Annotated in this window: 21 protein-coding genes and 2 pseudogenes; 14 read left to right on the top strand and 9 right to left on the bottom strand. The window is 34.1% G+C overall.

Features of this window, described 5'->3' with window-relative positions; genetic code table 11:
• Positions 1 to 249 precede the first annotated feature (249 nt).
• The 3 genes from BCER98_RS11305 to BCER98_RS11295 form a co-directional block, all read right to left on the bottom strand.
• Positions 250 to 1,443, bottom strand: a complete 1,194-nt coding sequence (locus BCER98_RS11305; protein ID WP_012094663.1) for a S8 family peptidase — start codon at positions 1,441 to 1,443, stop codon at positions 250 to 252.
• A gap of 333 nt (positions 1,444 to 1,776) precedes the next feature.
• On the bottom strand, positions 1,777 to 2,856 hold the full coding sequence (locus BCER98_RS11300; RefSeq protein ID WP_012094662.1) for a DUF3900 domain-containing protein: 1,080 nt from the start codon (positions 2,854 to 2,856) through the stop codon (positions 1,777 to 1,779).
• Between the two features lie 141 nt (positions 2,857 to 2,997).
• Positions 2,998 to 3,345 (bottom strand): hypothetical protein, encoded by a 348-nt coding sequence (locus BCER98_RS11295; protein WP_012094661.1) that lies wholly within the window; start codon positions 3,343 to 3,345, stop codon positions 2,998 to 3,000.
• Between the two features lie 405 nt (positions 3,346 to 3,750).
• Between BCER98_RS11295 and BCER98_RS11290 the strand changes: the two genes are divergently transcribed.
• From BCER98_RS11290 to BCER98_RS11280, 4 genes are all read left to right on the top strand, one after another.
• Positions 3,751 to 4,662, top strand: coding sequence for a VanW family protein (locus BCER98_RS11290; RefSeq protein WP_041809852.1), 912 nt, complete (start codon positions 3,751 to 3,753; stop codon positions 4,660 to 4,662).
• A 434-nt stretch (positions 4,663 to 5,096) separates the two neighbouring features.
• Positions 5,097 to 5,219, top strand: coding sequence for a hypothetical protein (locus BCER98_RS23390; protein ID WP_255816365.1), 123 nt, complete (start codon positions 5,097 to 5,099; stop codon positions 5,217 to 5,219).
• A 258-nt stretch (positions 5,220 to 5,477) separates the two neighbouring features.
• A complete protein-coding gene (locus BCER98_RS11285) occupies positions 5,478 to 6,155 on the top strand; it encodes an MgtC/SapB family protein (protein WP_012094659.1) in 678 nt (225 codons plus the stop codon).
• Positions 6,156 to 6,579: 424 nt separating this feature from the next.
• Entirely contained in the window at positions 6,580 to 7,965 is a 1,386-nt protein-coding gene (locus BCER98_RS11280) for an FAD-binding oxidoreductase (RefSeq protein WP_012094658.1), read from the top strand.
• Positions 7,966 to 8,080: 115 nt separating this feature from the next.
• Here BCER98_RS11280 and BCER98_RS11275 read toward each other — a convergent pair whose 3' ends face one another.
• Complete coding sequence (locus tag BCER98_RS11275; protein ID WP_012094657.1) at positions 8,081 to 9,556, bottom strand: protein adenylyltransferase SelO; 1,476 nt, start codon at positions 9,554 to 9,556, stop codon at positions 8,081 to 8,083.
• A gap of 735 nt (positions 9,557 to 10,291) precedes the next feature.
• On the opposite strand from BCER98_RS11275, the gene BCER98_RS11270 reads away from it, so the two are divergent.
• Positions 10,292 to 11,962, top strand: a complete 1,671-nt coding sequence (locus tag BCER98_RS11270) for a M4 family metallopeptidase (protein ID WP_012094656.1) — start codon at positions 10,292 to 10,294, stop codon at positions 11,960 to 11,962.
• Positions 11,963 to 12,115: 153 nt separating this feature from the next.
• Here BCER98_RS11270 and BCER98_RS11265 read toward each other — a convergent pair whose 3' ends face one another.
• Positions 12,116 to 13,495 (bottom strand): lytic polysaccharide monooxygenase, encoded by a 1,380-nt coding sequence (locus tag BCER98_RS11265; RefSeq protein WP_012094655.1) that lies wholly within the window; start codon positions 13,493 to 13,495, stop codon positions 12,116 to 12,118.
• 481 nt (positions 13,496 to 13,976) lie between these two features.
• Between BCER98_RS11265 and BCER98_RS11260 the strand changes: the two genes are divergently transcribed.
• The 8 genes and pseudogenes from BCER98_RS11260 (at position 13,977) to BCER98_RS11230 (ending at position 19,889) form a co-directional block, all read left to right on the top strand.
• Positions 13,977 to 14,789: a papain-like cysteine protease family protein gene (locus tag BCER98_RS11260; RefSeq protein WP_041809849.1), complete on the top strand. Its 813-nt coding sequence runs from the start codon at positions 13,977 to 13,979 to the stop codon at positions 14,787 to 14,789.
• Between the two features lie 26 nt (positions 14,790 to 14,815).
• Positions 14,816 to 15,454: a hypothetical protein gene (locus tag BCER98_RS11255; RefSeq protein ID WP_012094653.1), complete on the top strand. Its 639-nt coding sequence runs from the start codon at positions 14,816 to 14,818 to the stop codon at positions 15,452 to 15,454.
• A pseudogene (locus BCER98_RS11250) lies at positions 15,430 to 15,681 on the top strand (M4 family metallopeptidase); the annotation flags it as partial. The gene BCER98_RS11255 and the pseudogene BCER98_RS11250, both read left to right, overlap by 25 nt.
• A gap of 191 nt (positions 15,682 to 15,872) precedes the next feature.
• A pseudogene (locus tag BCER98_RS23720) lies at positions 15,873 to 16,295 on the top strand (PAS domain-containing protein); the annotation flags it as partial.
• 99 nt (positions 16,296 to 16,394) lie between these two features.
• Positions 16,395 to 16,721 carry a methyl-accepting chemotaxis protein gene (locus tag BCER98_RS23715; protein ID WP_370684832.1) on the top strand — a complete coding sequence of 109 codons (327 nt, stop codon included), beginning with the start codon at positions 16,395 to 16,397 and terminating at the stop codon, positions 16,719 to 16,721.
• Between the two features lie 542 nt (positions 16,722 to 17,263).
• Positions 17,264 to 17,677, top strand: coding sequence for a hypothetical protein (locus BCER98_RS11240; RefSeq protein ID WP_012094650.1), 414 nt, complete (start codon positions 17,264 to 17,266; stop codon positions 17,675 to 17,677).
• Positions 17,678 to 17,927: 250 nt separating this feature from the next.
• A complete protein-coding gene (locus tag BCER98_RS11235; protein WP_012094649.1) occupies positions 17,928 to 18,470 on the top strand; it encodes a GNAT family N-acetyltransferase in 543 nt (180 codons plus the stop codon).
• Positions 18,471 to 18,944: 474 nt separating this feature from the next.
• Positions 18,945 to 19,889, top strand: coding sequence for a glycerophosphodiester phosphodiesterase (locus BCER98_RS11230; protein ID WP_012094648.1), 945 nt, complete (start codon positions 18,945 to 18,947; stop codon positions 19,887 to 19,889).
• A gap of 44 nt (positions 19,890 to 19,933) precedes the next feature.
• Here BCER98_RS11230 and BCER98_RS11225 read toward each other — a convergent pair whose 3' ends face one another.
• Together BCER98_RS11225 and BCER98_RS11220 are read right to left on the bottom strand one after the other, a co-directional pair.
• Positions 19,934 to 20,992 carry an acyltransferase family protein gene (locus BCER98_RS11225; RefSeq protein WP_012094647.1) on the bottom strand — a complete coding sequence of 353 codons (1,059 nt, stop codon included), beginning with the start codon at positions 20,990 to 20,992 and terminating at the stop codon, positions 19,934 to 19,936.
• A 167-nt stretch (positions 20,993 to 21,159) separates the two neighbouring features.
• Complete coding sequence (locus BCER98_RS11220) at positions 21,160 to 22,023, bottom strand: LysR family transcriptional regulator (protein ID WP_012094646.1); 864 nt, start codon at positions 22,021 to 22,023, stop codon at positions 21,160 to 21,162.
• 109 nt (positions 22,024 to 22,132) lie between these two features.
• Between BCER98_RS11220 and BCER98_RS11215 the strand changes: the two genes are divergently transcribed.
• The gene (locus BCER98_RS11215) at positions 22,133 to 23,359 is read left to right on the top strand and encodes an MFS transporter (RefSeq protein ID WP_041809846.1); all 1,227 of its coding nucleotides are present in this window, start codon (positions 22,133 to 22,135) and stop codon (positions 23,357 to 23,359) included.
• A 185-nt stretch (positions 23,360 to 23,544) separates the two neighbouring features.
• On the opposite strand, the gene pepF is transcribed toward BCER98_RS11215, so the two are convergent.
• A complete protein-coding gene (gene pepF / locus BCER98_RS11210) occupies positions 23,545 to 25,332 on the bottom strand; it encodes an oligoendopeptidase F (protein ID WP_012094644.1) in 1,788 nt (595 codons plus the stop codon).
• A gap of 128 nt (positions 25,333 to 25,460) precedes the next feature.
• Positions 25,461 to 26,252: an arylamine N-acetyltransferase family protein gene (locus BCER98_RS11205; protein WP_012094643.1), complete on the bottom strand. Its 792-nt coding sequence runs from the start codon at positions 26,250 to 26,252 to the stop codon at positions 25,461 to 25,463.
• Between the last annotated feature and the right edge of the window lie 188 nt (positions 26,253 to 26,440).

The following is a 26,440-nucleotide window of genomic DNA, read 5'->3' as shown; positions in this document are numbered from 1 at the left end:
ATTTGTTAGCTTATTTTCTCATTTATAATAGAGAAAAGTACGATACTTTAATTGCGAGCTACAAGTTGAGAAATCTGTTTTTTTAGAATATGCAAAATGTATGTAATATCTCTTAGTTGTAACAATATGTACAACATAAAAAAGAACCTGTATACGGAAACAGGTCTATCGAAAAATATGTCTATCTCATTATCTATATTTTAACAATTATTAGGAAGAAACTCTAGGCTTGCATATTGAGAAAATTTTTTAGGAAGCTTTGTTTTCATTTAATGTATTTCCATATTGTACAGCTTTATTTGCGTTCACTCTTCCGTTTTTCCAATAGGTTCCTGTTCCTGGTACTTTATCAGCTGTAGTTTCCATGATTTGGCGAATTTGTACATTCGTATATCCTTGATTTGCTAGTAATCCTGCAACACCTGCTACATGAGGTGTTGCCATAGATGTACCGCTTAATGAGCGATAAGTACTGCCTTTATAGGTAGAATAAATACTTGACCCAGGTGCCGCTACATCTACCCAACTTCCATAATTGGAGAAATAAGATTTTTGATCATTTTGATCTGTAGATGCTACTGCAATTACTTCAGAGTAATAAGCGGGATAATTTGGTCTTGTGTTTCCATCATTTCCTGCTGCAGCAACAATGACAGCACCTTTGTTCCAAGCATATTGTACAGCTTGTTGTAAGGCAGTTCCTCCATTAGTAGCCCCTAGACTTAAGCTAATCACTTTTGCACCAGCATCAGCAGATTCTCTAATGCCTTTTGCCACAGCATCAAGAGTACCACTTCCTTGATTATCTAGTACGCGTACCGCATATAGGGAGGACTGAGGAGCAACACCTGCAATGCCAATATTATTATTTGTAATCGCACCTGCAATACCGGCGCAATGTGTACCATGCCCATTTCCATCATCCGACTGACCATCATTATCAACGTAATCGTAACCGTATATAACTTTGGATGATAAATCAGGATGGTTCCCTTGTACACCAGTATCAATAATTGCTATTTTTACACCAGGGTCACTTCTTTGTGCATCCCATGCTTGAGGTGCTTGAATTTTTAATAATCCATATTGATTATTAAAGTAGGGATCATTAGGAGTCCAAAACGCATAGAAATAATAATTTGGTTCAGCATATTCCACATTAGGGTTATTTTGGTACATTTTTATTTTATCTTTGACAGTGCCTTTAGTGAATTTGACAACTTCAAAGCCCAATACATCATCTTTTGACACCACTTCCGCTCCGACTGACTTATGGAATTCTTGGGATTTAGAAAGGGAAGTATTATCTTTAAATTTTACAATAATCTGGTTTGGGACGTATTCGTTAGATGAAGGTGCTGCATTGGATGAAGAAGGATGAAAAAAGAAGCAACCAAAGACTAGAGATACAGTAAGCAGTAAAAATTTAATTTTCCTTTTCAATAGCTGTTTCCTCCTTGTTGATTTCTCTTTTCAACTATATAGTCCGGTCCTGCGATTTATGATCAATTATTTATTTTTTTTGAAAGTTCTTTCTAACTGTTCTAGCTATCGCTATAGAGTGAATATGCATATGAATTATAAAGATATCATAAAACATTTTGTGTCTAGTAGAGAGCGACAAATTCTATATTTTTAGTAAGAATTTGGAGAGTAACTATAATTGTGCAAATAAAAAGAGCACCTTATAAAAAGTGCTCTTCGTATACAGGGAAACCATTCATTGTCCACGTAACTATTAATTTCGATACTTAAATGTCACACCATGATATAAACCTAGTAGTTATACGGATTTGAAGTTTTCTTCTCAATCCGCTCAATCACATCTTGCAATTCATCTGGCTTTAGAAACTCAATCGGAGAGAAGCCTTTCTCAAACGTAAGTGTATCAGCCTCAATCATTAATACGTATCGGTCATTTACCTTTGCAATATGTATTTGATCCCCGAAATCAGCAAGCAGAGCTTTCACAGAAATGTGATCGGCTTTAACCTTTAATTCTACTTCAGGAGCATGCTCGACGATTTGAGCGGTAGCTTCCATTATTTCTTCGGTTGAAAACTGTTCCATAATTTCGCGTTTCGGACTAGCGGCCCATACTTCCATCGCTTGGTCGAATTGTTCGCGTTCTTCCGTACCTTCTTCAAATATATCTTCAATTTGGTCGTATACCATGTCCATTACTTGTGTTTTCATAATTTCAGGCATGGAGCGTTCATATTCGACAAATTTTAAGAAGTCTTCAAAGTAGCGGGCATGCGATGCTTGGTGTATTTTTAATTCGCCGACTTCGACCATACCTTCTTCAGGCATGTATGGATATTGAATGGACTTCATATTTTTTGTCGTAATAGCCATTTCGACGTTACGAATTAAAGTAGTTTCATCAGAAATTGATGCGACTTTTGGTTCAAAGTCACATTTCATAACGAAGACAAATGGATCATCAAAGTATTTTCGCAATTTTGCCTGTGCAATTAAAAAGACACCGCCTCGAACGGCGCTTGTATCAATATAAGTATAAACGAGTGGTTCGCTCATATCTTTGAAATCCTCTTTCGTTTTTGCAAATCGAATCCGGTTAAATAAATTATAATGAGGATTTGAATCTAATTCATGTCCAGCCTCGACAATAAATCGACCGATTTTTGTTGGAGCTTGTTCTGTTTTTGCATGGCGTTCCACTTTTCGTTTTGATATTTTTAATAATTCTCCATCAAGAAATTCTTTTAGAGAGCTATTTTCATATTCTTCCGCATCTAATGTTTGGAAGTGCTTATATCGCTTATCCGCTTGTTCTCCTTTTCCTTCTACTTGTATAACATAAAAAGAAAGAAAATTTATTTCGAAATCCATATTTATCACCTTATTTCATTTCGTTAACTCTTATCAGTATAGAGATGGAGAAAACATTCGTCAATTTTACAAAAAGAAACGTTAGTTCGTAGAAAAAGGAAGGGGAGTTCCCTTCCTTTTTCTTTCCCCTTGGTTTGTGGATTAAAAGCCATCTTCAACTGCTGAGAATGGTATGTTCAATCTGTTTTCTACAGTGCGCAAACGTTGGTTTAAGCGATTAAGTCTTCGCGTATGACGTTCTAATATGTTTTGAAGTTGGTTTACTTGCCTATTTAATTGATTAACGCGTTGCTCAAGTTCATTTACTCGTCTTTCTAATTGTCGACCGCCGCTACCAGGAAATGAAATTGGAATTTGGAATTGTCTGTTTGGGTCATATGGATCAATTTCTTCTGTTTGCTCTACATATGGCTGATATTGTAGCTGTGGGTCGTATTGCTGTGGATAAGCATAAGGATTATGTGGAGCATATGAATTGTAGGGATACATATAACATCCTCCGTTCTTTCAAATTAGGTTAAATTCACCATAATGTATGTGCAAAAGCGGATGGGTGACACGGCAAACACCTATAAAGGAAAATTTGATATGCAAAATGATTATAAAAAAGGATTTTTCATACGAAAGTCTAAAATATAAAAGACAGATATATTACATTTGTTTTTCACATATTACATGGTATATACTGGTTATAAACGATAAAGGTTACAATCGTAACAAACTTATGTTTTTTATGCAAATATGTGTAGACATTTTGTGAAGAAAAGAGTAATTTTAATAGAGTAGAAATGAAAATGTAATATTTTATAATCATATTGTAAAGTAAGGCAATCATACATACATAAGATAGGAAAAAAGAGCAAGAAAAGTTGTTGGGGAAAAGGAGAGAGTATGTTGTTACGTAAAGCAAAAAGTATTGTAATAGGGGCACTATGCATTGGTGTAGTAAGTGGCTGTGGTACAAAAGTTAGTGATGTAGCGTTAGTTAGCGATATTGGAGGCCATACAGTAGAAGCGAAAACAGACGTTAATGATAGTATTAGTTTAGTAGATGGTCGCACAGGAACAGAAGTGAAGAAACTAGATTTATCCAGCTTAGGATACTTTGAAGATGAAAATAAGTTTAAAAAAGAAGTAACAAAAATTGTAAGTGAAGTTGGGAAAAGCGTTGATAAAAAAATGGTTCCTTCGCGTATGACAAGTGATGGAACATGGCAAGAAGGTAAGCCTTCTTATGAGTTAATGGAAAAGGAATTAGTAGAAAAGTTAATGAATGTCGGTATGTGGGATTCTTCATATCAGTTACCGATTGTTGAGAAAAAACCAGTAGCAACACCATCTGATGCAAGCGGATCTGGTACAGTCATCGGCCGATATGAAACAAATTTAGGTGGCTCGACTGGTGGAAGAATCGAAAATATTCGTATATCTGCTAATCATATTAGCGGAGTTGTATTAGGAAAAGGAGATCGCTTTTCTTTTAATGCATTAATTGGAGATACAACACCAGATAAAGGGTATCAATTAGGAAAAGAAATTGTTGATGGGAAATTAGTAGATGGATATGGAGGCGGAGTGTGTCAAACTTCATCCACTTTATATAACGCGGCAGATCAAGCTGGTTTAAAAATGGTAGAGAGAACAACGCATTCTAAAGCAGTTGGATATGTACCAAAGGGAAGAGATGCGACAATAGCCTATCCGTATTTAGACTTAGTATTTGAAAATACAAAAGATGTACCTGTCAAACTGTATATGGGTGTCGAAGGTGGAAAGCTTGTTGCTGAAGTACGTGCAATGAAGTAAGAATTTGACTTTACTTATTGTAAACTTGGCCATTCTTTTTAGTATAATACTAAAAAGGATGGCTTTTTATCTATTTTCCGAAAGGAGACGCCCGCCTTAAGGAATGAGAAGGGCGATAATCCCATGAGTAGGCGTGAGATATGAATGTCAGTTGGCATTAGCTAACATCTTTGTGCTACAATACATGTAGAACGAATTCAAGCGTGGTTGCTTGCTGCGTAAATAAAGTGAAACTTTAATCAGTGGGGTAGTTCAAATAATGAAAATGGTGCGCGACGACCAACTAGAACTGGTTAAGGGCCTTGCTGTTTTTATGATGATTTTTGATCCACTGGTATGAAAGAAATGACGATAGTGACCTGCTTTTCCGCTATATGAATCGGACTAGAAACTTCTAGTAAAGAAGCCTTTAGTCATACATTTTAGGAGGAAGCATGATAGATTTTATTTTAGAAACTATGGCGTTTGCTGGAATTATATGTATCATTTTAATTTTAAGTGTAAGTAAAACATTAAGAGATGCAAAGAAAAAGAGACAGAATAAAAATGATAAATGAAATCAGTTTAGAAGAAGGCCCTTGCGTATGGAAAGGGTCTTTTTTGCTATCGTTCAATCCCTTCGAACAACATTTCTATTTTCTTTAATAAATCCCTCATCACGAAGGCCACCGTTATGTAAAGCAATTGTAGAAGTGATAAAATCAACATCATTGTAAACAAGCTTCTTTTAGATGTAATATATATAATATTAGCATAATTTTAAAAGAGAGGAGGTGTTAGTTGGCTATAAATAAAAAAGAAAGGAGAAATGCAAAATGATATTAGATCTTGATTTTGTTTTAAGAATAGGTGTTGCTGGATTATTAGGTGCTATGGTTGGGATAGAACGAGAAATTCGTTCGAAAGAAGCAGGATTAAAAACGCATTTTCTTGTGGCAGTAGGAAGTGCACTAATTATGGTTGTTTCCAAATACGCCTTTTCTGATATTATGCTGGAGGAACATATATCACTTGATCCAAGCCGTGTGGCAGCTCAAGTTGTTAGTGGGGTTGGCTTTTTAGGCGCAGGTACAATTATTATTCAAAAACACGCAGTTAAGGGATTAACAACTGCTGCTGGCTTATGGGCAACAGCAGGAATTGGCCTGGCAATTGGAGCGGGGATGTATGCAGTTGGGATAGGAGCGACGATTCTTGTATTAATTGGTTTAGAAATTGTCAGTCGTATTTTTCGAATTCAGTTTCTGTTTCCACAACACATTTCAGTAGAAATATGTGTAAATACACAGGAGGCTATACAAAATATTCTTGAGTTATTGAAAGCCAAAGGAATACAAATGGTAACTTATGAGGTAAATGTAATCAAGAAAGAGGAAGAAATGGAGTATAAAGTAAATATACAAACGAAGGCGATTTCATCTGATGATAAAAATAAACTTATTCAAGAATTACAAAAACTTCCTAATATTTCATTTATAAAATTAAAGTCTTAAGACTGTAGATGAAGTGAGGAGAAGTTATTACCATAAAAAGGATGGTGCACAATATGTATGTCACTATCCTTTTGTTATTATACATGATTTTTGTATGATTTCATGTCAAAGAAAGAGATACATAGAAAGTATAATTTTAAATATCTTCTAGGTAATGAGCAGGATTATCATCCATTGATAAATTGCATCTATAAGAAGATATTCCATTTTGATAGATAAGTATTTCTTGCATTGAAGTAAGTTAAATATAGAGTCCTGTTTCAAGGATCATCAAACTGAGCTTGATATGAGATTTGTTACATGATATGGAAAATAGAAGAAGAGGATGGGAAGTAAAAACTTGAATTATCTCATTTTTCGGATTATTATTTATGGAATAGTTAACTTACTTTAAAATTAAATAATTAATAAAGGAGAGAGGGAGATGGAAGCTACAACAGAGCACTTAGTAGTGAATTTAAAAGAAATACTTTCTGAGGAGCGAGTCGTAGTTAATATGACAGTAAGAGAACTGCATGGTAAAGACGAATCGTATCATGCAAGTAGTTTACCTGATGTTGTGGTGTTTCCGACAACGACAGAAGAGGTGAGTCAAATTATGAAGTTGGCAAGTCAATACGGAAAGCCTGTTGTGCCGTTTGGCGTGGGATCTAGTCTTGAAGGACACGTGATTCCGTATGAAAAAGGGATTACAATCGATTTCTCTTTTATGAATAAAATACTCGAAGTAAGAGAAAAGGATTTTCTCGTAAAAGTACAACCGGGTGTAACACGCTCACAGCTTAATAAAGTATTAAAAAAATATGGTTTGTTTTTTAGCGTTGATCCAGGTGCAGATGCTACGTTAGGCGGGATGGCTGCAACGAATGCGAGCGGAACGACAGCGGTAAAGTACGGAGTTATGCGAGATCAAGTGCGAGATTTAGAAGTCGTTCTTGCGGATGGAACTGTGATGCATACTGGTAATTTAGCTGTAAAGTCATCATCAGGTTATCATTTAAATGGTATTTTTATAGGTTCTGAGGGAACACTAGGATGTTTTACAGAATTAACGTTAAAAGTATACGGTATACCGGAGCATATGGTAGCAGCAAGAGCATCATTTCCGGCGGTAAATGATGCGGTAGAAACGGTTATTCATATTTTACAAGCTGGTATTCCTATTGCGAGAATGGAACTTGTCGATGAGCTTTCAATGAAACAGGTGAATCGATATAGTGAAATGAACTATAGAGAAGAACCGACATTATTTTTAGAGTTTCATGGCAATAAAGCAGGATTACATCAGGATATTGAATTTACGAAAGAGATTGCTGGCGATCATAAATGTAAGGAATTTGTGTTTGAAGTAGAAACGGCAGCGCGCAATAAATTGTGGGATGCAAGACATAATTTAGCTTATGCATACGTTCATAGTTATCCTGGTAAAAAACTGATGAGTACAGATGTTTGTCTTCCGGTTTCAGAATTAGCAGATGCGATACAGTACGCAAGAGAAACATTACATACAACCGGAGTAGTTGGAGGCATTCTCGGACACGTAGGAGATGGGAATTTTCATGTCCTTTTAATGGTGAACCCAAATGATCAAGAAGAAGTGAAAAGTGCAGAAGAAATAAATGAAAAGATTGTTATGTACGCGCTAGAACACGGAGGAACATGTACGGGTGAGCATGGTGTAGGGATTGGGAAGCAAAAATATCAAGAGAAAGAGCATGGACCAGCACTTCTTGTTATGCAAAAAATAAAACAGGTCCTTGATCCGCAAAATATTTTAAACCCAAATAAAATATTCCAAATGAAGCAGTAGGGGATGATTTGATGAGGGTTTTGGAGTAATGGAAATAATGGGAGAAGAATAAGAACCCCCGAGAATCGTATATGTTCTCCGGAGGTTCTATTTTCTATGCTTAAAGACAACTGTCTCACGTGCCACAAAAAGTACGATAAGGTTGAGTGGAAGGCTCGGGCACTGTAGCGTATTCATATTGTTCAGGTGAATGGGCATAAGGAGAGGAAAGGGCAGCCAGCAGTCGTTCCATTACACGGTAATCCTCTTGTTTTACTGCAGCTTCTAATGCCTCTTCGACACGATGATTACGCGGGATAATCGCAGGGTTGTTATCTCGCATTAGCTGTTGTGAAGATGATTTTGATTCTTCTTGTCTGCTTAACCGTTCTTCCCATTTTTTATGCCAAGATGTAAATGCTTCACTTTTAAAGAAATCAGTATCTTTATTTGTATCGAAAGTTAAAGCAAGGAAAGTATTTGTATAATCTGCACGATATTTTTCCATCGTGTTTAACAGTTCTTCCATTAGCTCTTTATCTGTAGCTTCTTCATTGAATATGCCTAGTTTTGCTCTCATCCCAGCAAGCCAATGCTTCTCGTATAGTGGGCCAAATTTTGAAATGGTGTTTTGAGCAATTTGAGCGGCTTGTTCTATATCTGTATGGAGAAGTGGCAATAGAGATTCAGCTAATCGTGCTAAATTCCATACCCCAATATATGGCTGGTTTCCATACGCATATCGGCCTTGCATGTCAATGGAGCTAAATACGGTTACTGGATTATATGTATCCATAAAGGCACAAGGGCCATAATCAATCGTTTCTCCACTAATGGTCATATTATCAGTATTCATCACACCGTGAATAAAACCAACAAGTTGCCATTTTGCAATTAAGCTAGCCTGTCGCTCTATTACTTCTTGTAGCAGTGCTAGATACGGTGTTTCATGTGCTTCAATATGCGGGAAATGACGTTTTATTGTATAGTCAGCCAAACTTTTTAAGTCTTCAATTGAGCGGGTAGCTGCTGCGTATTGGAATGTACCGACACGTATATGGCTACTAGCTACCCGCGTCAAAATGGCGCCTGGTAATTCTGTTTCGCGAAATATGGATTCGCCCGTTGTCGTCACGGCGAGACTGCGAGTGGTCGGGATCCCAAGTGCATACATTGCTTCGCTAATAATATATTCACGGAGCATTGGCCCGAGTGCAGCGCGTCCATCTCCACGCCGTGAGTATGGTGTTCGTCCAGAACCTTTTAACTGAATATCAAATCGTTGGCCAGAAGGTGTAATTTGTTCACTAATTAGTAGTGCACGTCCATCTCCCAGCATGTTAAAATGCCCGAACTGGTGGCCTGCATATGCCTGTGCAAGAGGAGAAGCACCTTCAGGGACTTTATTACCAGCAAGTACAGCTACGCCTTCTTCACTTTTCAGTGCCTCCGCATCTAATCCTAAAGATGTTGCTAAAGAATCGTTCAGAACCACTAACTTCGGTGCACGTACAGGTGCTGGAAGAAGTTTTGAAAAAAATGATTCCGGCAGACGAGCATAACTATTATCAAAATTCCATCCAGTTTCTTGACGTTTTGTTTTCTTTTCCATTGTATCCCCTTTTCTCATTTTGAATTTGAATTGTTTTTCCAGTTCCTTATAGTTATGTGTAGTATATGTAAAACAATAAGATGAAAAAATGTTTTTTGTTTATCCCGCTATTTTAGGGCAGTAAGGCTCCCATCTCAAGATTCAGAGAGAAGCAAAGAAGATAGATGGGAGATTACCAGCCCGTAACAGTCCGATTGGTGATGGCTTATAATCAGTGGGGATGAAGAAACCCTTACTGATTAAAGTTCCACTTTATGACGCTACCTACGGACAGTGCGACTTCCGCATTAAGATATAGTGAAAAAAGAAGTGAGGTAGGAGCAGATTTGCTTATAAAATCCTTCATTTCATATTGTTCTGATATTTATAGTAACACTTTTAGGCAGGATACTAAAACATAAATTCTTTTTTACTTTTCATTTCTTATAATCCCTGTGACTCTGGTACTTATTCAATTATTTTCTTAAAAATTTCTTTATACTTGTATTCTCTTGTCACTTTTGTGAACTGCTATTTATTCATAACTTACATGAAAATTTACATAATGGATAAAGGAGTATCTTTATACTTGATAATATTTGATCATACACATAATTATATAACTATTTATCTATCTATACAGAAGAAAAACATATGCAATTATTCATATTTGTATGCTTTGTCTAAAAAATAATTGTATATTAAGTTATGCAATTTTATTTTGATATATTACGAATATTGAAAGGAGAAACAAAGATGAAGAAAACGGTTGTTACATTGCTGACTGCTGGTGCAGTTTTAGGTGCACCATTTTCAACTGCTTTTGCAGAAGAACAAGCGTCACAACAAAAAATTATGGATCAAATGGAAGTCGTACAAAAAGATTGGAATGACGAAAAAGGGAACCCGTCTTTCCTAGCGGGAGAATTATCAACTAAAAATGTACAGACTCAAAAGGAAGTCGAGAAATTTTTGGAAGATAATAAAGCTTTATTTAAACTTGACCCAAAAACAGACTTGACACTTAAAGAAGTGAAATCAGATGATTTGGGAATGAAACACTATGTTTACACTCAATCTATCAATAAGGTACCAGTTGATGGTGCAAGATTTATGATTCATACAAATAAAGAGGGTAAAGTAACAACAGTAAATGGAAATATACACCCGGATGCTGCGGAGAATGTAAGAAAGAATACAACTGCTAAAATTTCGAAAGAAGCAGCTCTTTCAAATGCGTGGAAACATATTAATCTTACAAAAAATGACACGTTAGTCGAAGGGAATGGAAATGTATTAGATAAAGTAAAAGACAACTTAGAATCTACAAGTGAAAAAGCTGATTTAGTCGTATATGAAAAAGAAGGAAAATATTATTTAACTTTTAAAGTACAATTGCAATTTGTTAAACCTTATGGAGCTAATTGGCAAATTTATGTTAATGCAGAAGATGGAACAATTGTTGATTCATATAATGCAGTTACAGATGCAGATATTGCTAAAAAAGGCTATGGTTATGGTGTATTAGGTGACCGAAAAGAACTAAACACTACTTATAATAGTACAAAGGGAAAATATTATTTACGTGATATGACAAAGCCTATGAATGGAGGAGTCATTGAAACATTTACAGTCAACCACAGTGATGCAGATTATCCGGTTAACTACTACCTATTAGATGATGATAATGCATGGATCAATAAAAATCAAAGACCTGCGGTTGATGCTCATTATCATGCAGGAAAAGTCTATGATTATTATAAAAATATTCATAACCGAAACAGTATTGATGGAAAAGGTAAAACGATTCGTTCAGCTGTCAATTATGGAACTAATGTCAATAATGCATTTTGGAATGGGCAGCAAATGATTTATGGAGATGGAGACGGTTATGAATTTATTCCACTTTCAGGTTCACTTGATGTTGTTGCCCATGAATTAACACATGCAGTAACTCAATATTCAGCTGATTTGCAATATGTGAATCAATCTGGTGCATTAAATGAATCTTTCTCTGATGTATTTGGATATTTTGTCGATCCAAACAACTGGGATTTAGGGGAAGCTGTATATACACCTAGAGTTGCTGGAGATGCACTTCGTAGTTTATCGGATCCAGAAAAATATGGACAGCCTGCTCATATGAAAGATTATCAATTTTTACCTCCTACTGAAGAAGGAGATAATGGGGGCGTGCATATTAACAGCGGGATTCCAAATAAGGCGGCTTATTTAACAATTAACGCTATTGGTAAAGAAAAAGCGGAAAAAATCTATTACCGTGCTTTAACAACTTATTTAACACCAACAAGTAACTTTAAACAAGCTCGTGCAGCTTTATTACAATCTGCAGCTGATTATGATGGTTATGATAGCGCAACATATAAGGCAGTAGAAAATGCTTGGAATCAAGTTGGTATAAATTAATTTATTATTCTATTCAACTAAGATATTTTATAAAATGCAATAGTAAAAATCAAAAAGGAATCCCTCACGGATTCCTTTTTCTGATTAAGTTTTTAGAAAGGTTTTTCTTTTTAACTTTTTGCACCAAACCCCTTTGGATTCTTTAAGAGTATATTACTTTGTCTCAAGTGGTTTCCATAATGATAAAGCAAATATCCAATTTGGATCTCCATTACCTTGGTAACTTTGAACAGCTTCATATAATTTGCCTTGGTATTCTACTTTATCGCCTTTTGTATATGCTTTGTATGGATCCCATTTTGCAAAAGATGAACTTTGCTCTTTTGTAGTTACAGTCAATTTATTACTTTCCATAGATTCATTTTCGGCTGTATCAATTGCAGTGACTGTATACGTATAGGTTGTATTTGCTTGTAGGTTTTTGTCTATAAAAGATGTAGTGTTGGTTGTCCCAATTTTAATCGGCTTACCTCCAGCTACCTCGCGATAGATTACGTAATGATCAACTTCTACATTATCCTCGGATGCACTCCACATTAAATTTACACTGGAATTTGTTACCTCCATTGCATGAAGGGTAGTTGGTTGCGTCGGTGCTTCTGTATCAGGAACTTCCTCCATGGTCTTTACTGTTATAGGCTGACTTTCTTCGGACATATTTCCAGCTACATCGATTGCTTTTATTGTATATACATATTCTGTATTCGTTTGTAATTTTGTATCTGTAAATGTGGTTCCGAATACGGAACCAATTGATTTTCCGTTACGGAATACTTGATATTCTTTTACGCCTATATTATCTGAGGCAGCATCCCATTTCAGCCCAATACTATGGGGAGTAACTTTTAGCACATGTAATCCTTGTGGTTTAGTTGGCGGTTGTTTATCACTATTGTCATTATTGATTAAATTAACATCGATTACATTATAAAAAGCATTACTAGTGTCCGCTACATCCCAAACCGCTAAAATGACATGATAACCGTTACGATCCGTAGGTACATTAATTGTATGAGATATATTATTTGATGCCGCAGAACCATTATGTTCAACAGTACCAATTGGCTCAAAATCAGCACGAGTTAAAGGTTTATTTGGATTCCATCCTTTTTTAGTAATATAATAGTGCCATTTACTTGTTGCATGTGGCGCTGTATATTTCCATGTAAATGTATTTGGTCCCCCTGTAATCGTGTTTTTAAACCAACGATCTACTGTTTGTTGGTCGAGAATACCGCCAAATAGGCCACCTGCAGAAGCAATTTTACCATCAATTGGTCCGCCTTGAGGAAATCCTTTCGGTGCTTCTAGACTTTGCGGTTCATACATTACGTTTCCACAATTTAAATTGAGTGCATCGTATTTCTGACTGCATAAAGCTGCGCGACTACTAGGTTTTTCAACGAATCCGTGTGCATATACATTTTCGGGAATTGTGAGCATTCCCATAATTCCGGCTACTAATATGGTAGCACTTATTCCTTTTTTTCCTTTACTTAGTTTTTTGAACTTAGATGATAGTTTTGTATTCATTTTTGTAACCTCTTTCCTTTTTTGTGACTAAGAGGGGTTTGATGCAAATAGCTAAGAAGAAAATTCTTAAATTCTTGTAAATGTAATGTAGCATACCACTTTAATGTTGCAAGAATCCTGCATGAACGGGTAGTAAGACTTCCGGCTGATTAAAGTTTCACTTTTTATCGGAAATACAAAGAGAAAGAAAAGTTTTAGAAACCATAGATTTTTATATATCAATTTTATTATATTTCTTTTTGTTTCAAATGAGTTCAATATGTTATGAATTGTAATAAAATGTTCAAATTAAATGTATGATTAGGGGAAAGATATAAACTTAAGTATAGGCTAGCGCCAAAATATATAGATTAATTGTTTCATATTTGTTACATATTGGAATTCAAAAAGGTTTTATGTGTAAGGAAAGATAAATAGCTATGAGGGATAAAATTTTGGCTAAAATTCTCGTTTTAAATATAATGTATAAGGATGTGGGAAGATGAAGAATGTGCAGAAAATTTTCATTCTAGTTGTATTTGTTTTATCTATTTGGAGTTTTTCTAGTATGAATAATGTATTTGCGGACGAAATACAATTTTCAGGTGTGACAGCTCCTATTGGAGTAAATGTACGCGATAATAAAAATTTGGCTGGAAATATAATAGAGCGTCTTCCGGGAAACCAGACTGTTCATTTTAATGGTTGGGAATATGGAGAAGCTGTAAAGGATTATTGGACAGGCAATTTAGATAATCGTTGGTTTTATTTTTATAAAAATGGAAAGAAAGCGTATATTGCTTCAGCCTTTGTGAATGGAAATCCACCTAATTCTGCAGCAAATTATAAATTATATGTTCCTAATATTCGACAACAACAATCAAATTGGTGTTGGGCAGGTACTGCTGTGTCTGTTTTAAACTATTTTGGTCAACCTACCAGCCAACAACAATTTGTTGGGTATGTAAAGGGAGGTTTATATAATGATCCAGCTACTTCTAGAGAAATACAACATGGTCTTGCTTATTTTGGTCTTACTTCAACAATTAGTAGTGGGGCTCTTTCTTATGATTGGTTTAAAAGCCAAATTAATAGTCATAAACCTATGATTACGCTAATTAACTGGAAAAATGGCGGGAATGTTGGACACTTTCTTGTGTTAGATGGTTATTTTAAAGGAGGCGATGGGACCGACTATATTACTTATATGGATCCTTGGTATGGTGATCACTATAATCATAACTTTGAATTATTCAAAAATAATAATAGATTTTGGTGGAATGAAACGGTTCAAAATATTAGTAGAGGGTATTAGATTACAATAAAGGGGAGAATGATTTTATGAAAAAAATATTGAAATTTGTCATTCCGTGTGCGTTGTTAAGTGTTGCAATTCTATGTATAAATAAAGCCTATGCAACAGATCGTCCAAAGGAAGATCCTGAAAAGATGGCATTAAAAGATTATCAACATAGTAAAAATATTTCATCGAAAGATGGAAAGCAACTTTACCAAATGAGTCATTTTACTTCTCATTCATCTGTAGAGACATCTACATTTTTCTTTCGTGTGTATGAACCAAAACAACCACAAGATATGATAAATAGTGCTTCTGAAAAATTGTCAGAACTTTTAATGCCTACAGATGAAAAATTATGGTTTATTCTGAATAGAAATAACCCGGAAGGTTTGATTTTTACAAATGATCAAGCACCTATACGTATGAGGGGAGAGAACCGTAGTAAAGATTTATATAAACTCTATCAGTCTATCCAATCAAATACAGAACAAATGAAAGAAATTGCTTATTTTGAATTTGAAGGACAAGGGTTATTTCTTGTTACGCATGAAAAAGGAGAGGAAGTATATGCTAGTGAGGGGGCTTCCTTTATTTTAGGAGTTCCATCCGGAGAGAAGCTTGCACCTAATGAAGTTATTTTAAAAATGAAAGAAAGAATTCTAGCATTATTAATAAGGTAGCGTATCTCATTGCTAGTGGCGTTACTCAAAATGGTGTAGTCGTGCAAGGGATTGGGGAAGATAAAATGTTTAATATTTTCTATTATGCCAATACAGATGAGTTAAATATGACTTCTAACTTCAAAGAACTAAAGGTAGCCTGTATTCGTGTAGCAACAAACTTATATGGTGAAAATTTAGCAGAAGTACAAGCTGTTCCACAAGCTTTCAAATCGTTCCCTACTAAAAAGGGAGCATATTCATGTAGAAAGATAGACTTTTGTATGGTTGTGCAATTGAAAATAGCTTATCATTTTTTATCCCGCTATTAAGCCCAACACTGATGAAAGTTTCACTGTATTAACAATTGCACAATTTATTTTGTATATTCATATTAACTTGTATTTTAATATTTAAATATAATATAATAGTGAAAAATATGAATAAAAGGGAGTTTTTTCTTGTGGATATTTATTCTAATACAAATGGTAGTACTCAAGTATTAGATCAGTCGCTTGTTTTAGCTGGATTAGAAGCGAATTTAGCGATGATTGAATTTAACCTAGATAAAGAGGTAATTTGGGTAAATGAACATTTTGCACAAGCTTTAGGGTATACAGTTAATGAAATGAAAAATAAAGTTCATCAACAATTTTGTGTTCCTAGTTTTGTAAATAGTAGAGAATATAATCAGCTATGGGATAATTTAAAACAAGGGATTAAGTTTCAAGAAAAAATTCAAAGAGTTACTAAAAAAGGGGAGTTAGTTTGGTTTGAAGCTACATACATTCCAATCTTGAATGAGCAGGGAGCAGTAGAGGCTGTACTAAAAATTGCAACAGATATTACACAACGTGAAAATCAAACAAGAGAAGTTGTTTCTCAGCTGAAAGATTTATCAATAGACTTAGGAAATAGAGTAAATGTTAATTCTAAGGAAAATATGGAAGCGCTCTATTCTTTGAGGGAAAAGGTTACTCTAGTAAGTGATATTGCTCAAATCATTAAAGATATTTCTTCCCAAACAAATATCTTATCTTTAAATGCAGCGATTGAAGCAGCAAGAGTAGGAGAACATGGACGGGGATTTGCAGTAGTAGCGGAGGAAGTAAGAAGATTAGCTAACAATGTTGAGAATGCAATCAAAAAAATCAATTCAAATGTAGAGAGCATTGTAAAGGGAGTAGCTACTGTTAACGATGTGAATAAAAAATTACAAGAAGAAGTGATTGATAATCAAGAGAAAATAAGTAAAACGATGGACGAGTTCGAAAAAATTGTAAATTGATGATTGAAGAATAAACAACATTGTATCAATTAGTAGATGAAAAAGGAGCTTTAATCATAGAATGAGTAGGTAGAATTTTTCTATGAGGATAATGTGCCGAAAACATAAAATAATAAATCACAAGCTAAAATTTTAGTTAAATTAAGTGGAGAACTGTAATTCAATATACTTTTTATCTAAAGAAGCCAGAAACGCTGTTTTCCTCAGCTTTCTGGCTTCTTTTTCTGTCTAATGAGTATTTTCTTATTGATATGGAATAAAGGTGTGATGATAGATAGGAAAAGTTGTGAAATGTTAAATAGGCAACTTTTTATCAATTAATACCAGAATATTTAGAGGATTAATTATTATAAAAAGAAATGTATATTCCGCTGAAAATCTTTCCTTAAGGAAAGATTTTTTCTGTGAAGAAAAATGTAGAAATTAATGAATATACACTTTTTGAAAAAAATGTAGATTGTCGTCTAATTATATTCATTTACAGATAGATAGAAATTGTCTAACAATTGAAGGTGTACAAAATCATTAGAGGAGATGAGAATATGTTTAAAAAAATTGTTATGGGGACTTTATTATTTGGAGGAATGATTGGGATTTATTGTAATCCAGCATCGGCAGCTCCCATACATTCAACATCAGAAGTGAAATCTTTAGATCGCAGCGGTTTATATTCTACTTTTTCACCATGGCAGTATTTAGGTCAAACTTCAAGGGAACTTCACATCAACACCAATGATCCAGAGATCTTAGCTGCTGAATTAGCGAAAGAAGCACCATTTTATGCGGACGAATTGTTTACAGTATGTTCTACCATTTTAAACGCACAAGTGAAAGTTGTATATTGGACAAGTAAGGAATGGGTAAGAATGCAAGATGGGAATTATGTATTCAAACATGAAATTAAATTTTATAGAGATAAAGAACGTACGCAACTCATTACAGAAATGGAGTCTTAGCTTCTTTAATTAATAGAGATTCAAAGAATTGTTATTTTCTATTTTGGAATATAAAAATAAAATGAATTAGCTTAAGGATAAGTTTTGAATCATCGTTTTCAAAACTTACTTTTTTTGTTTGTCATCTATCTCCTTTCTTCTCTCTGAATAATGAGATAGAATCTTACTGATTATAAATAGCAGGATAAACGAAATATAATTATAATACTATAAAAAAGAATGAATGCACATGTTAAGAGAGGAGACCATTATGGAACTTTTCGGAAAAAAAGTATTGCTATCTAAAGTAGCAATTCACGATTTGAATTTTATTTGTAGGATAGAGTGTGATTCGAATTTATGGTATTTTGAAGAATACGTAGAATCAGATGAAAATGTAATATATGAAGAGTATATAAGGAAAATTAAGGATACGGAACAACCAACAAATTATGATTTTATTGTAAGTATAGTTGAGGATAAGCACAAAATTCCAATTGGTTTAGCGCAAATATGGAACAATAGTGAATATAGAAAGAGTTGGGAAATAGGCTTTGCAATACTTCCAAGCTACCAGAGAAAAGGGTATGGAACTGAGGCAATTCAACTTTTATTACAGTTTGCTTTTGAAAAGTTAGATGCACATAAAGTGGTAGGGATGTGCAATGAGCATAATATAAGTTCGGCAATTTTAATGGAGCGTGTTGGTATGAGAAGAGAAGCTATTTTTAAGGAAGAGCTGTTTTGGCAAAAGAAATGGGTTGATCAATATTATTTTTCTATTTTGGAAAGGGAGTATTTTGGTAGAAACTAAAATTCGAAATACATTCAAGTAAACAAACTTGAGGCTTGAGGAAGTAATGTATAAAGCTTTTTTTTAAGAATAAGGAAATATAGAAAAGCTCTTCACTTATATATAACAAAAAATCTCATGAATTGTTAAAAAATATTCAAAAATTTTCATAGATTTGGTATGATTAAGTATGACAAGTTAATAGAGGCTGGAGATTTTGAGACAAGCCATAAAACAGTTTTTGGGTGCTAGTAGTGTGCTCTAAAGCGTTTTATGGCTTTTTGTTTAGGGAAATAAGCACAATAGGGAATACGATTACGATGAAGAAAGGAGTGACGATAAGAAAATTTTTAGTTACATAGAGTAGTAGATTGAAATGCTTTAGCAAGTGTGCAATGTTAGGATAGGTTTATAAAAACATATATGGGGTATTTCTTCTATTTCGTGTAAATCTCATTAACTTGTTGAAATTTGCAATATGGAAGGAACGAAAACATGAAAAAGATAATAAGTTTTTTAGTTATTTTCTTGTTAATTGGGAGTTTTGTTTACGGAGGAACGGTTGATGCGAACACAAATATGAAAAATAAGGTGCATGCAAATAAATTTTTAAATATTGCTCATCGAGGCGCCAGTGGACATGCTCCTGAACATACTTTTGCTTCATATGATTTAGTCAAAAAAATGAAAGCGGATTATTTAGAGTTAGATATTCAATTAACAAAAGATGGTCAATTGATTGCTATGCATGATACTGCTGTTGATCGTACGACAAATGGAACAGGTGAAGTGAGAGATAAAACATTAAGTGAGATAAAAGGTTTAGATGCGGGTTCTTGGTTTAATGAGGCTTATCCAGAAAAAGCAAAACAAGAATATGTGGGACAAAAAGTGCCTACACTTGAAGAAGTTTTCCAGAAATATGGAAGAAGTATGAAATATTACATTGAAACAAAATCTCCTGATGTGTACCCAGGAATGGAAGAGAAATTATTAGGATTGTTAGAAAAATATAATTTAGTTGGACAAAATATGTCCTCAAGTCGTGTTATGATTCAATCATTTAGTCAAGAAAGTTTAAAAAAGATTCATAATATGAATCAAAACATTCCATTAGTTCAATTGCTTTGGTACTATCCAAATGACAAGAATGAAATTGTTGAAGAGTCAAAAATTACATCTGCTCCACAGCATGTAACAAATAAAGAATTCCAAGAAATTAAAAAATATGCTGTTGGTATTGGACCAAACTTACGTAATGATAATGGAGAGTTAATCATTAATGAACCATATATGAAAATGGCTAGGGAGAATGGACTGCTCATTCATCCTTATACAATTAATGAGAAAGAAGATATGAGACTGTTAATCGGATGGGGAGCAACAGGCATGTTTACAAATTATCCGGATCGATTACATAGTGTTTTAAAAGAAAAATAAAGAGAAACGGAATAAAAGGTATACCATTGATTTAGGTATACCTTTTATTCCATTTTCATTTTTTTAGAACTCTTTAATTCACTACGCCTTTGAATACCTAAGAAAAAATGTCTGACTGTATCTTTCTTTTCGAGAATAAATATGGCGATGAAGAGGGGGACTGTTACTCCTACAATCGTATAAATTATATTCCCATAATCTATAAATTCAAGAAGAATTTTATTAACCCCTATGTGCATATACATAATTGCCATACTTTTGTTATTCATGAAAGAACAAAGTGATAGTACTTTTTTTGATTTTATAAGTTGAAATATTCCGCAATATGCGATCGTCATGATTAGCGGAATTACTATATCTAAACTATAATGATTATATGATACATATTTCATACTTAAATGATAATCCAGCAAATTTAGCTCTTGAATCGTAATCAGTCCCATTATCAATAGGGTGCAGAGTCCTGTAAGAACAGGGGGAATTTGTTTTAAATATGGTTTTATATAATATCCGATACTATAATATACGAGGGCAAGCATAGATACATCTATATTCCAGGGAATCCACACATGTAGAGAAGGCTCTAAGCCGCCCAAGGTGCTAATATACCTTCCTTCAATATGTGATATTATATATAAGAAAGCAATGAATAATAAGCGAGTGTGTGTTCTTTTAAAAATAAGAAATATAATGAGGAATAATACTTGTGTAAAGAACAGACAAGTTATAAACCAAAAGACCCCGTAATAGCTTGAAATAAATCTTCCACCGAATAGTACTTTTCCGATATCCTCTATATACCAATGAAAAGAACTATTTCCTTGCATTAGCTCCTCTGCATAACGAATCATTGTAAAAAGACCTAAATACGTTATATAAGGGATGAGTAGACTATGTGCTCTTTTCTTTAAATAAGGTCCGACTTGTGACCATTGTTTTACTGGTTTAGACACATAACCACTAAACAGAAAAAAGGCGGGCATATGAAACCAATAGATATAAGTTATAAGGTTATTATGATTATAAGCATGCCCAGCAACAACAAGGATTAGCGCAAACCCTTTTGCTGAATCAAGCCACAATTCATGTTTTTTATCTATCATGTTTTCACTCCCTAATGGTATTTACAACATCTATTTTAGAGGGAATGAAAGCGAATTTTCCAACATGTTATTGGAGCTTAAAGCGCTGGTAAGCAAATAGAAATATTAGTAATAAAATAATGATTTTGTAACGAAAGAGAAAGATACATTTACTGTTAGGTAATTTTCTAATGAAATGATACATTTTCATTTATTCTATCAATAAATTTACGTAAAGCATTTGAATAAAAGGTATCTTTGCGAACGATAAACATAGTAGGGACCTTTGAAACACGTTTTGGCAAAAGTGTAAGTTCAAAAGGGTGTTCATTATTTTGAATGAGGGATTTGATCATGATTGCAACTCCCATACCTGATTTGACACAAGCGAGAATTGCCTCAATTGTTCCAAATTCTAATACTCGTTTTGGAATAATTCCCTTTTCATAAGCCCATGTCTCAAATAAATTTCGATAATAACATCCTTGACTAAAAGCGAGTAGATTCATTTGCCCAAGTTCTTTTAGAGAAGATAAAGGCGATTTACTAATGATAACGAGCTCTTCTTCTTGAAAGAAAAAGGAATCAAGGTCAGCATGATGAACTTGACCAGCAATACATGCTCCGTCTAGTTTTCTTTCAAGAACAAGCTGAATTAATTGCTCTGTTGAGTGAGTTTCTAAAATAAGATCAACTTCGGGATACATGTCATAATAGGATGACAATATAGAGGGAAAACGCACTGCCATTGTAGATTCTGTAGCGCCAATTTTTAATGTCCCTGTTGGATGCAATACATTATTTTGGATGGCTTGTATAGATTGATCCATTAAGGAAAGGATTTGCTGTGCATAAGACAATAAAATTTCCCCATTTGAAGTTAAGGAAACACCTTTCCCGTTACGGTAAAATAGCGGTACCCCAAGTTTTTTTTCTAATTGTTTAATGCGCATCGTTACATTTGACTGTACATAATTTAAGTTTTGAGCAGCGTGAGATATATTTTGTTCTTTTGCAACTTCGTAAAAAATAGTAAGATCTTTTATATCCATGGAAGACCTCCTAAAAGATATCAATTTTTTTGATGATTTTTATCATTAATACTTATTTTACATGATATCTGAACATTCATACAATAAAGTGTGTGGGGGAGGGATGAATTTGTTAAAACAAGAAAAAGTGACGGAGAGTGCTCATTTTTATAAATGGCTTGTATTGATATTAGCAACAGGAGTGCAAGCTAGTGCAACGCTTGTTACATATGGTGTAGGACCGCTATCTTTCTTTTGGAAAAAACTGTACAATCTAAGCGATATGCAGATGGGATTGTTGTTAACTGCTGTTAATATTGGACCGCTTTTTTGTATGCTTGTTGCAGGAAGGTTACTTGATCAATATAATGAGAAATTATTAATGGGAATGGGATCTATCTTGCTTGGCGGATCTTTACTACTTGTTCATCTAGCGGATGGCTTTATGGGACTATTCATTGTTCTTTGTTTTGTAGGAGTGTTCTATAGTACAGCGCAACCTGGAGGGAGTAAGGTCATTTTAAAATGGTTTCCAAAAGAAAATAGAGGGTTCGCTATGGGCATCAGGCAGGCGGGGATACCAATCGGAGGAGCAATTGCAGGGGGTATCATTCCGTTTCTCTCTGTAAAATTTAGTCTATCGCTTGCTATATATGTACTTTCAGGTATATGCATAATTGGAGGGATTTTGTTTTGCCTGTTTTACAAAGAACCTTTTCATTCTTCTAGTGAGCGTGTATGTAATAAGAAAAGCATTTCGTTTTTGCAACAGTTAAAGATGATTGCAAGTAATAAAAAATTATATCCTGTTTTGTTTACTGGAATTTGTATGATTTCGTTACAACTGGTTGTAGTGGGACAGTTTATGAAATTTTTAACTGCTACCACTTTTATATCACCTATTTTGGCAGGAAAGATATTTTCCATTATGTTATTTTGCGGGATGATTGGCCGCGTTGCTCTAGCGACGATTAGTGATCGTCTTTATGGAGGAAATCGAACTAAGCCGTTAATGATTTCTGTATTTGTTGCATGTTTCTGTGTCATTGCTATATTAAATATAAAGATAATGTCAATTGAATATATATGTATGGTAAGCGGGCTATTAGGCTTCTTTAGTCTCGGGTGGTTTAGTCTTTTTATCGTTGAAGTTACAGAAAATGCTAACGAAAATGAGGTTTCTTTCACTGTTAGTTTTGCTTTAACATTAAATCAAGTCGCAATTCTATTGGCCCCGCCTATCTTTGGTTTTGTAGTAGATAAGTGTGGATATACAGCGGCCTGGATTGGCATCGCTTTATGTATACTAGCATCAGGAATCAGTCTATTGATTCACTTGAAAAAAGAGCATAAATAGAACATTTTTTGCGATATACTACATAATCCGTTTTAGTAGGAAAGGTATATTATTTAATTTATTTTTATGTAATATTCTATTAATATGTACGTTTTTAGTGAGAATGTTATATGAAAAATTATGAATTATATAGAAAGATAAACAAATAACGGGTACCTATGTATGACAGGCACCCGTTATTTGGATTATAACGTTGAAAATTCTTCAACAAGTTTCTTAAAACGCTCTAATGCACTTTCAATTGGTTTTGGTGTTGTTAAATCGACACCCGTTTTTTGTAAAAGTTGAAGCGGATAATCGGAACTTCCACTTTTTAAAAATGCAATATAGTTTTGCTGGGAAAGAGGGTCGCCACTTAATAATTGCTCGGCAATTTGGATGGCAGAAGCAAATCCTGTTGCATATTTATAAACATAAAATGGACGATAAAAATGCGGGATTCTTGCCCAACCATATTTTACTTCTTCATCAAATATAACTGCTTCTCCGTTATATTCTCTAAACAATGTTTCGTATACTTCGTTAAAGCTTTGAGCATTAAGTGGTTTTCCTTCTTGTGCCATTTCATGTGTGATTTTCTCAAATTCTGCAAACATAACTTGTGTAAAGAAAGTGCCTTTAAACTTTTCGATAAAGTGATTGATTAAATGGTTGCGCACATCTATATCTTTCGCTTCTTTTAGTAAATGATGAATAAGTAATACTTCATTTACGGTTGAAGCAACTTCTGCAACAAAAATGGAGTAATGGGCAGAAATTCTCGGTTGGAAACTGTGTGAATAATGAGTGTGCATGCCATGTCCACATTCATGCGTCAATGTAAAGAGACTATTTAAGTCATCGTTATGATTTAAGAGAATAAAAGGGTGAACATCGTATGAACCAAAATTATAAGCACCCGAACGTTTACCAGGTAGTTCTCTCACATCAATATAGCGTTTATCTTTAAAACTTCGAAGTGTTTGAATGTATTCTTCGCCGAGTGGAGATAGAGATGCAAGCATGGTTTCAAATGCTTCCTCATAAGAGATGTCTTGTTTCACACCTTCCACTAAATCGACATGTAAATCGTATTGTCGCAATTCATCGAGTTGTAATTTTTCTTTTCGTAAATTGTTATATGTATGAAGCGATGCAATATTTTGTTTCGTTGTCTGAATTAAATTATCATATACTTCCTTTGGAACATTATCATCGAATAAAGACTTTTCTAAGGCTGAAGGATAATTTCTAATTTTTGAAATGGTGATATTATTCTTTATTGCTGCTGATAAAGTGGAAGCAATAGAGTTTTTCAGTTGTATATAAGGTTGATAGTACGCTTTATATGCTTCTTTTCTTTTGTCACGATCTTCATCTTTTATTAATTTCGCATACATGCCGCGTGTTAAAGGTACTTTTTTTTCATCATCTGCTGTAACAGTTCCAAATACAATATCTGCATTGTTAAGCATACCGTATGTATGCTGAGGGGAAGAGAGAGCTTCACCCATTTGGGACAAAATTTCTTCTTTATCTTTATTTAACACATGTTTTTTATAACGATATAATTCTAATAAATCTTCTTTATAATATTGTAGACCTTCGTTTTCTTCTATGTAAGAATGTAACGTTTTTTCTTCTATACTAAGTAAAAATGGAGAGAAAAAGGAGCTTGCTGCACTTATTTTCACATGTAATTGCGATGCTTTATCTAGAAGAGACTGTGCCTTTGTATCGCGTGTGTCAAGGTCTGACTGAAGGCGTGCATATGCATAAATGAGACTGAATAAGCGGGATATTTCTTCACGTTTCGTTAAGTAGGAAAGAAGACTATGGCTATCATGAATATTCCCGTTGAATGTTTTTAAGTCGTCTACGAATGTTTCCACCTTTTGATAGTCATTTTGCCAGTCTTGGATTGTTTGATAAATATCCGTTAAATCCCATTTTTCTTGATCGGGTACGTCTACTCTACTTTTGAATGTTGTCATAATCATGTCCTTTCTAATGATATAGTTTATCTACTCTCTATATAACTATGAAATACAACAAATTGCAAAAAAATACCTGCTATATATAAAAAGTCTTGTCAAAAGCGATAAAACTTTTTAAGGATAAACTATAATCGGATGTCAAATATTGCATGTAGTAGGTTTAAATATTGCTGCTTTGTGATCTTTTCTTTTCTTTTTTCGCCTTGTTTCGTTACAGTTAAGCTATCTTTTGTTAAAGAAACATGCCCATCAGAAGTTAGTTTTGTGATAAGAGGTACTTTATTAAAAGGAGAGTCTTTATGTTCGACAATTGTTTTTTGTGCTTCATTTACGATATTTTCATCCGCTTTTTCTATATAAAATGCATAACCTAAAGTCCACTCTTGAGAGGAAGCAGCATTTAGCAATTCATTATTTATTCTCATTTCTAAAACGTAGTTTCCTTTTGTAGTCGTTTCTTTTCGGATACGATAGTCGCCTGTAACAGAATGGACGATTTCACCAGAGAAAGGAACAGGTGCCAGCGGAAGGTATGAGCCAAAACCGACTTCAATTAAATAGGATTGTTTGTTGTGCTTTAGAACAGTTGCTACATGTCCAGAATCGACAGCCCAAGTAGCCGAAGCAGCATTATAAACGGTCCCAGATACGAGATGAACATCAAACCCGCAATCTTTAAGGAAATAATACATTATCGGGCCCAGTTCATAACATAGACCACCTCGGTTGTTTACTAAAATTTTTTCTTGAAGATGTTCTTTTGATATTTCTTTCACTTTACCTTGAATAATATCCAAATTTTCAAATGGAACGGTTTGCGCCATCGCGTAAAGAATTTCATTTAAATCTTCAAATGAAATTGATTCTTTTTCTTTTATATGCAGTCTAGAGAAGAATTGTTTTTGGAGATCTGTCATGGGAATCACTCCTTATATTTGTTATATACTCATTGTACTGAAGGTAAGGAAAGAAAGCATCTGTCATGTATGAAGTGAAATATACTTATGGTGAAAGCGTGACAAAATGACACCTTTACATGGATTGGAACATATAGTATGATAGTTGCAATAAATTAGATTTTAATGAGTGGACATAAATGAATGAG

The sequence above is a fragment of the Bacillus cytotoxicus NVH 391-98 genome (genome assembly GCF_000017425.1).
Taxonomy (GTDB): domain Bacteria; phylum Bacillota; class Bacilli; order Bacillales; family Bacillaceae_G; genus Bacillus_A; species Bacillus_A cytotoxicus.
This window is presented reverse-complemented; position numbering and strand designations above follow the sequence as displayed.

Coding starts and splice junctions, on each gene's coding strand:
- BCER98_RS11300 (WP_012094662.1), bottom strand. CDS start 2,856: ATGGATTTCGAAATAAATTTTCTTTCTTTTTATGTTATACAAGTAGAA.
- BCER98_RS11295 (WP_012094661.1), bottom strand. CDS start 3,345: ATGTATCCCTACAATTCATATGCTCCACATAATCCTTATGCTTATCCA.
- BCER98_RS23390 (WP_255816365.1), top strand. CDS start 5,097: ATGATAGATTTTATTTTAGAAACTATGGCGTTTGCTGGAATTATATGT.
- BCER98_RS11285 (WP_012094659.1), top strand. CDS start 5,478: ATGATATTAGATCTTGATTTTGTTTTAAGAATAGGTGTTGCTGGATTA.
- BCER98_RS11280 (WP_012094658.1), top strand. CDS start 6,580: ATGGAAGCTACAACAGAGCACTTAGTAGTGAATTTAAAAGAAATACTT.
- BCER98_RS11275 (WP_012094657.1), bottom strand. CDS start 9,556: ATGGAAAAGAAAACAAAACGTCAAGAAACTGGATGGAATTTTGATAAT.
- BCER98_RS11270 (WP_012094656.1), top strand. CDS start 10,292: ATGAAGAAAACGGTTGTTACATTGCTGACTGCTGGTGCAGTTTTAGGT.
- BCER98_RS11265 (WP_012094655.1), bottom strand. CDS start 13,495: ATGAATACAAAACTATCATCTAAGTTCAAAAAACTAAGTAAAGGAAAA.
- BCER98_RS11260 (WP_041809849.1), top strand. CDS start 13,977: ATGAAGAATGTGCAGAAAATTTTCATTCTAGTTGTATTTGTTTTATCT.
- BCER98_RS11255 (WP_012094653.1), top strand. CDS start 14,816: ATGAAAAAAATATTGAAATTTGTCATTCCGTGTGCGTTGTTAAGTGTT.
- BCER98_RS11240 (WP_012094650.1), top strand. CDS start 17,264: ATGTTTAAAAAAATTGTTATGGGGACTTTATTATTTGGAGGAATGATT.
- BCER98_RS11235 (WP_012094649.1), top strand. CDS start 17,928: ATGGAACTTTTCGGAAAAAAAGTATTGCTATCTAAAGTAGCAATTCAC.
- BCER98_RS11230 (WP_012094648.1), top strand. CDS start 18,945: ATGAAAAAGATAATAAGTTTTTTAGTTATTTTCTTGTTAATTGGGAGT.
- BCER98_RS11225 (WP_012094647.1), bottom strand. CDS start 20,992: ATGATAGATAAAAAACATGAATTGTGGCTTGATTCAGCAAAAGGGTTT.
- BCER98_RS11220 (WP_012094646.1), bottom strand. CDS start 22,023: ATGGATATAAAAGATCTTACTATTTTTTACGAAGTTGCAAAAGAACAA.
- pepF (WP_012094644.1), bottom strand. CDS start 25,332: ATGACAACATTCAAAAGTAGAGTAGACGTACCCGATCAAGAAAAATGG.
- BCER98_RS11205 (WP_012094643.1), bottom strand. CDS start 26,252: ATGACAGATCTCCAAAAACAATTCTTCTCTAGACTGCATATAAAAGAA.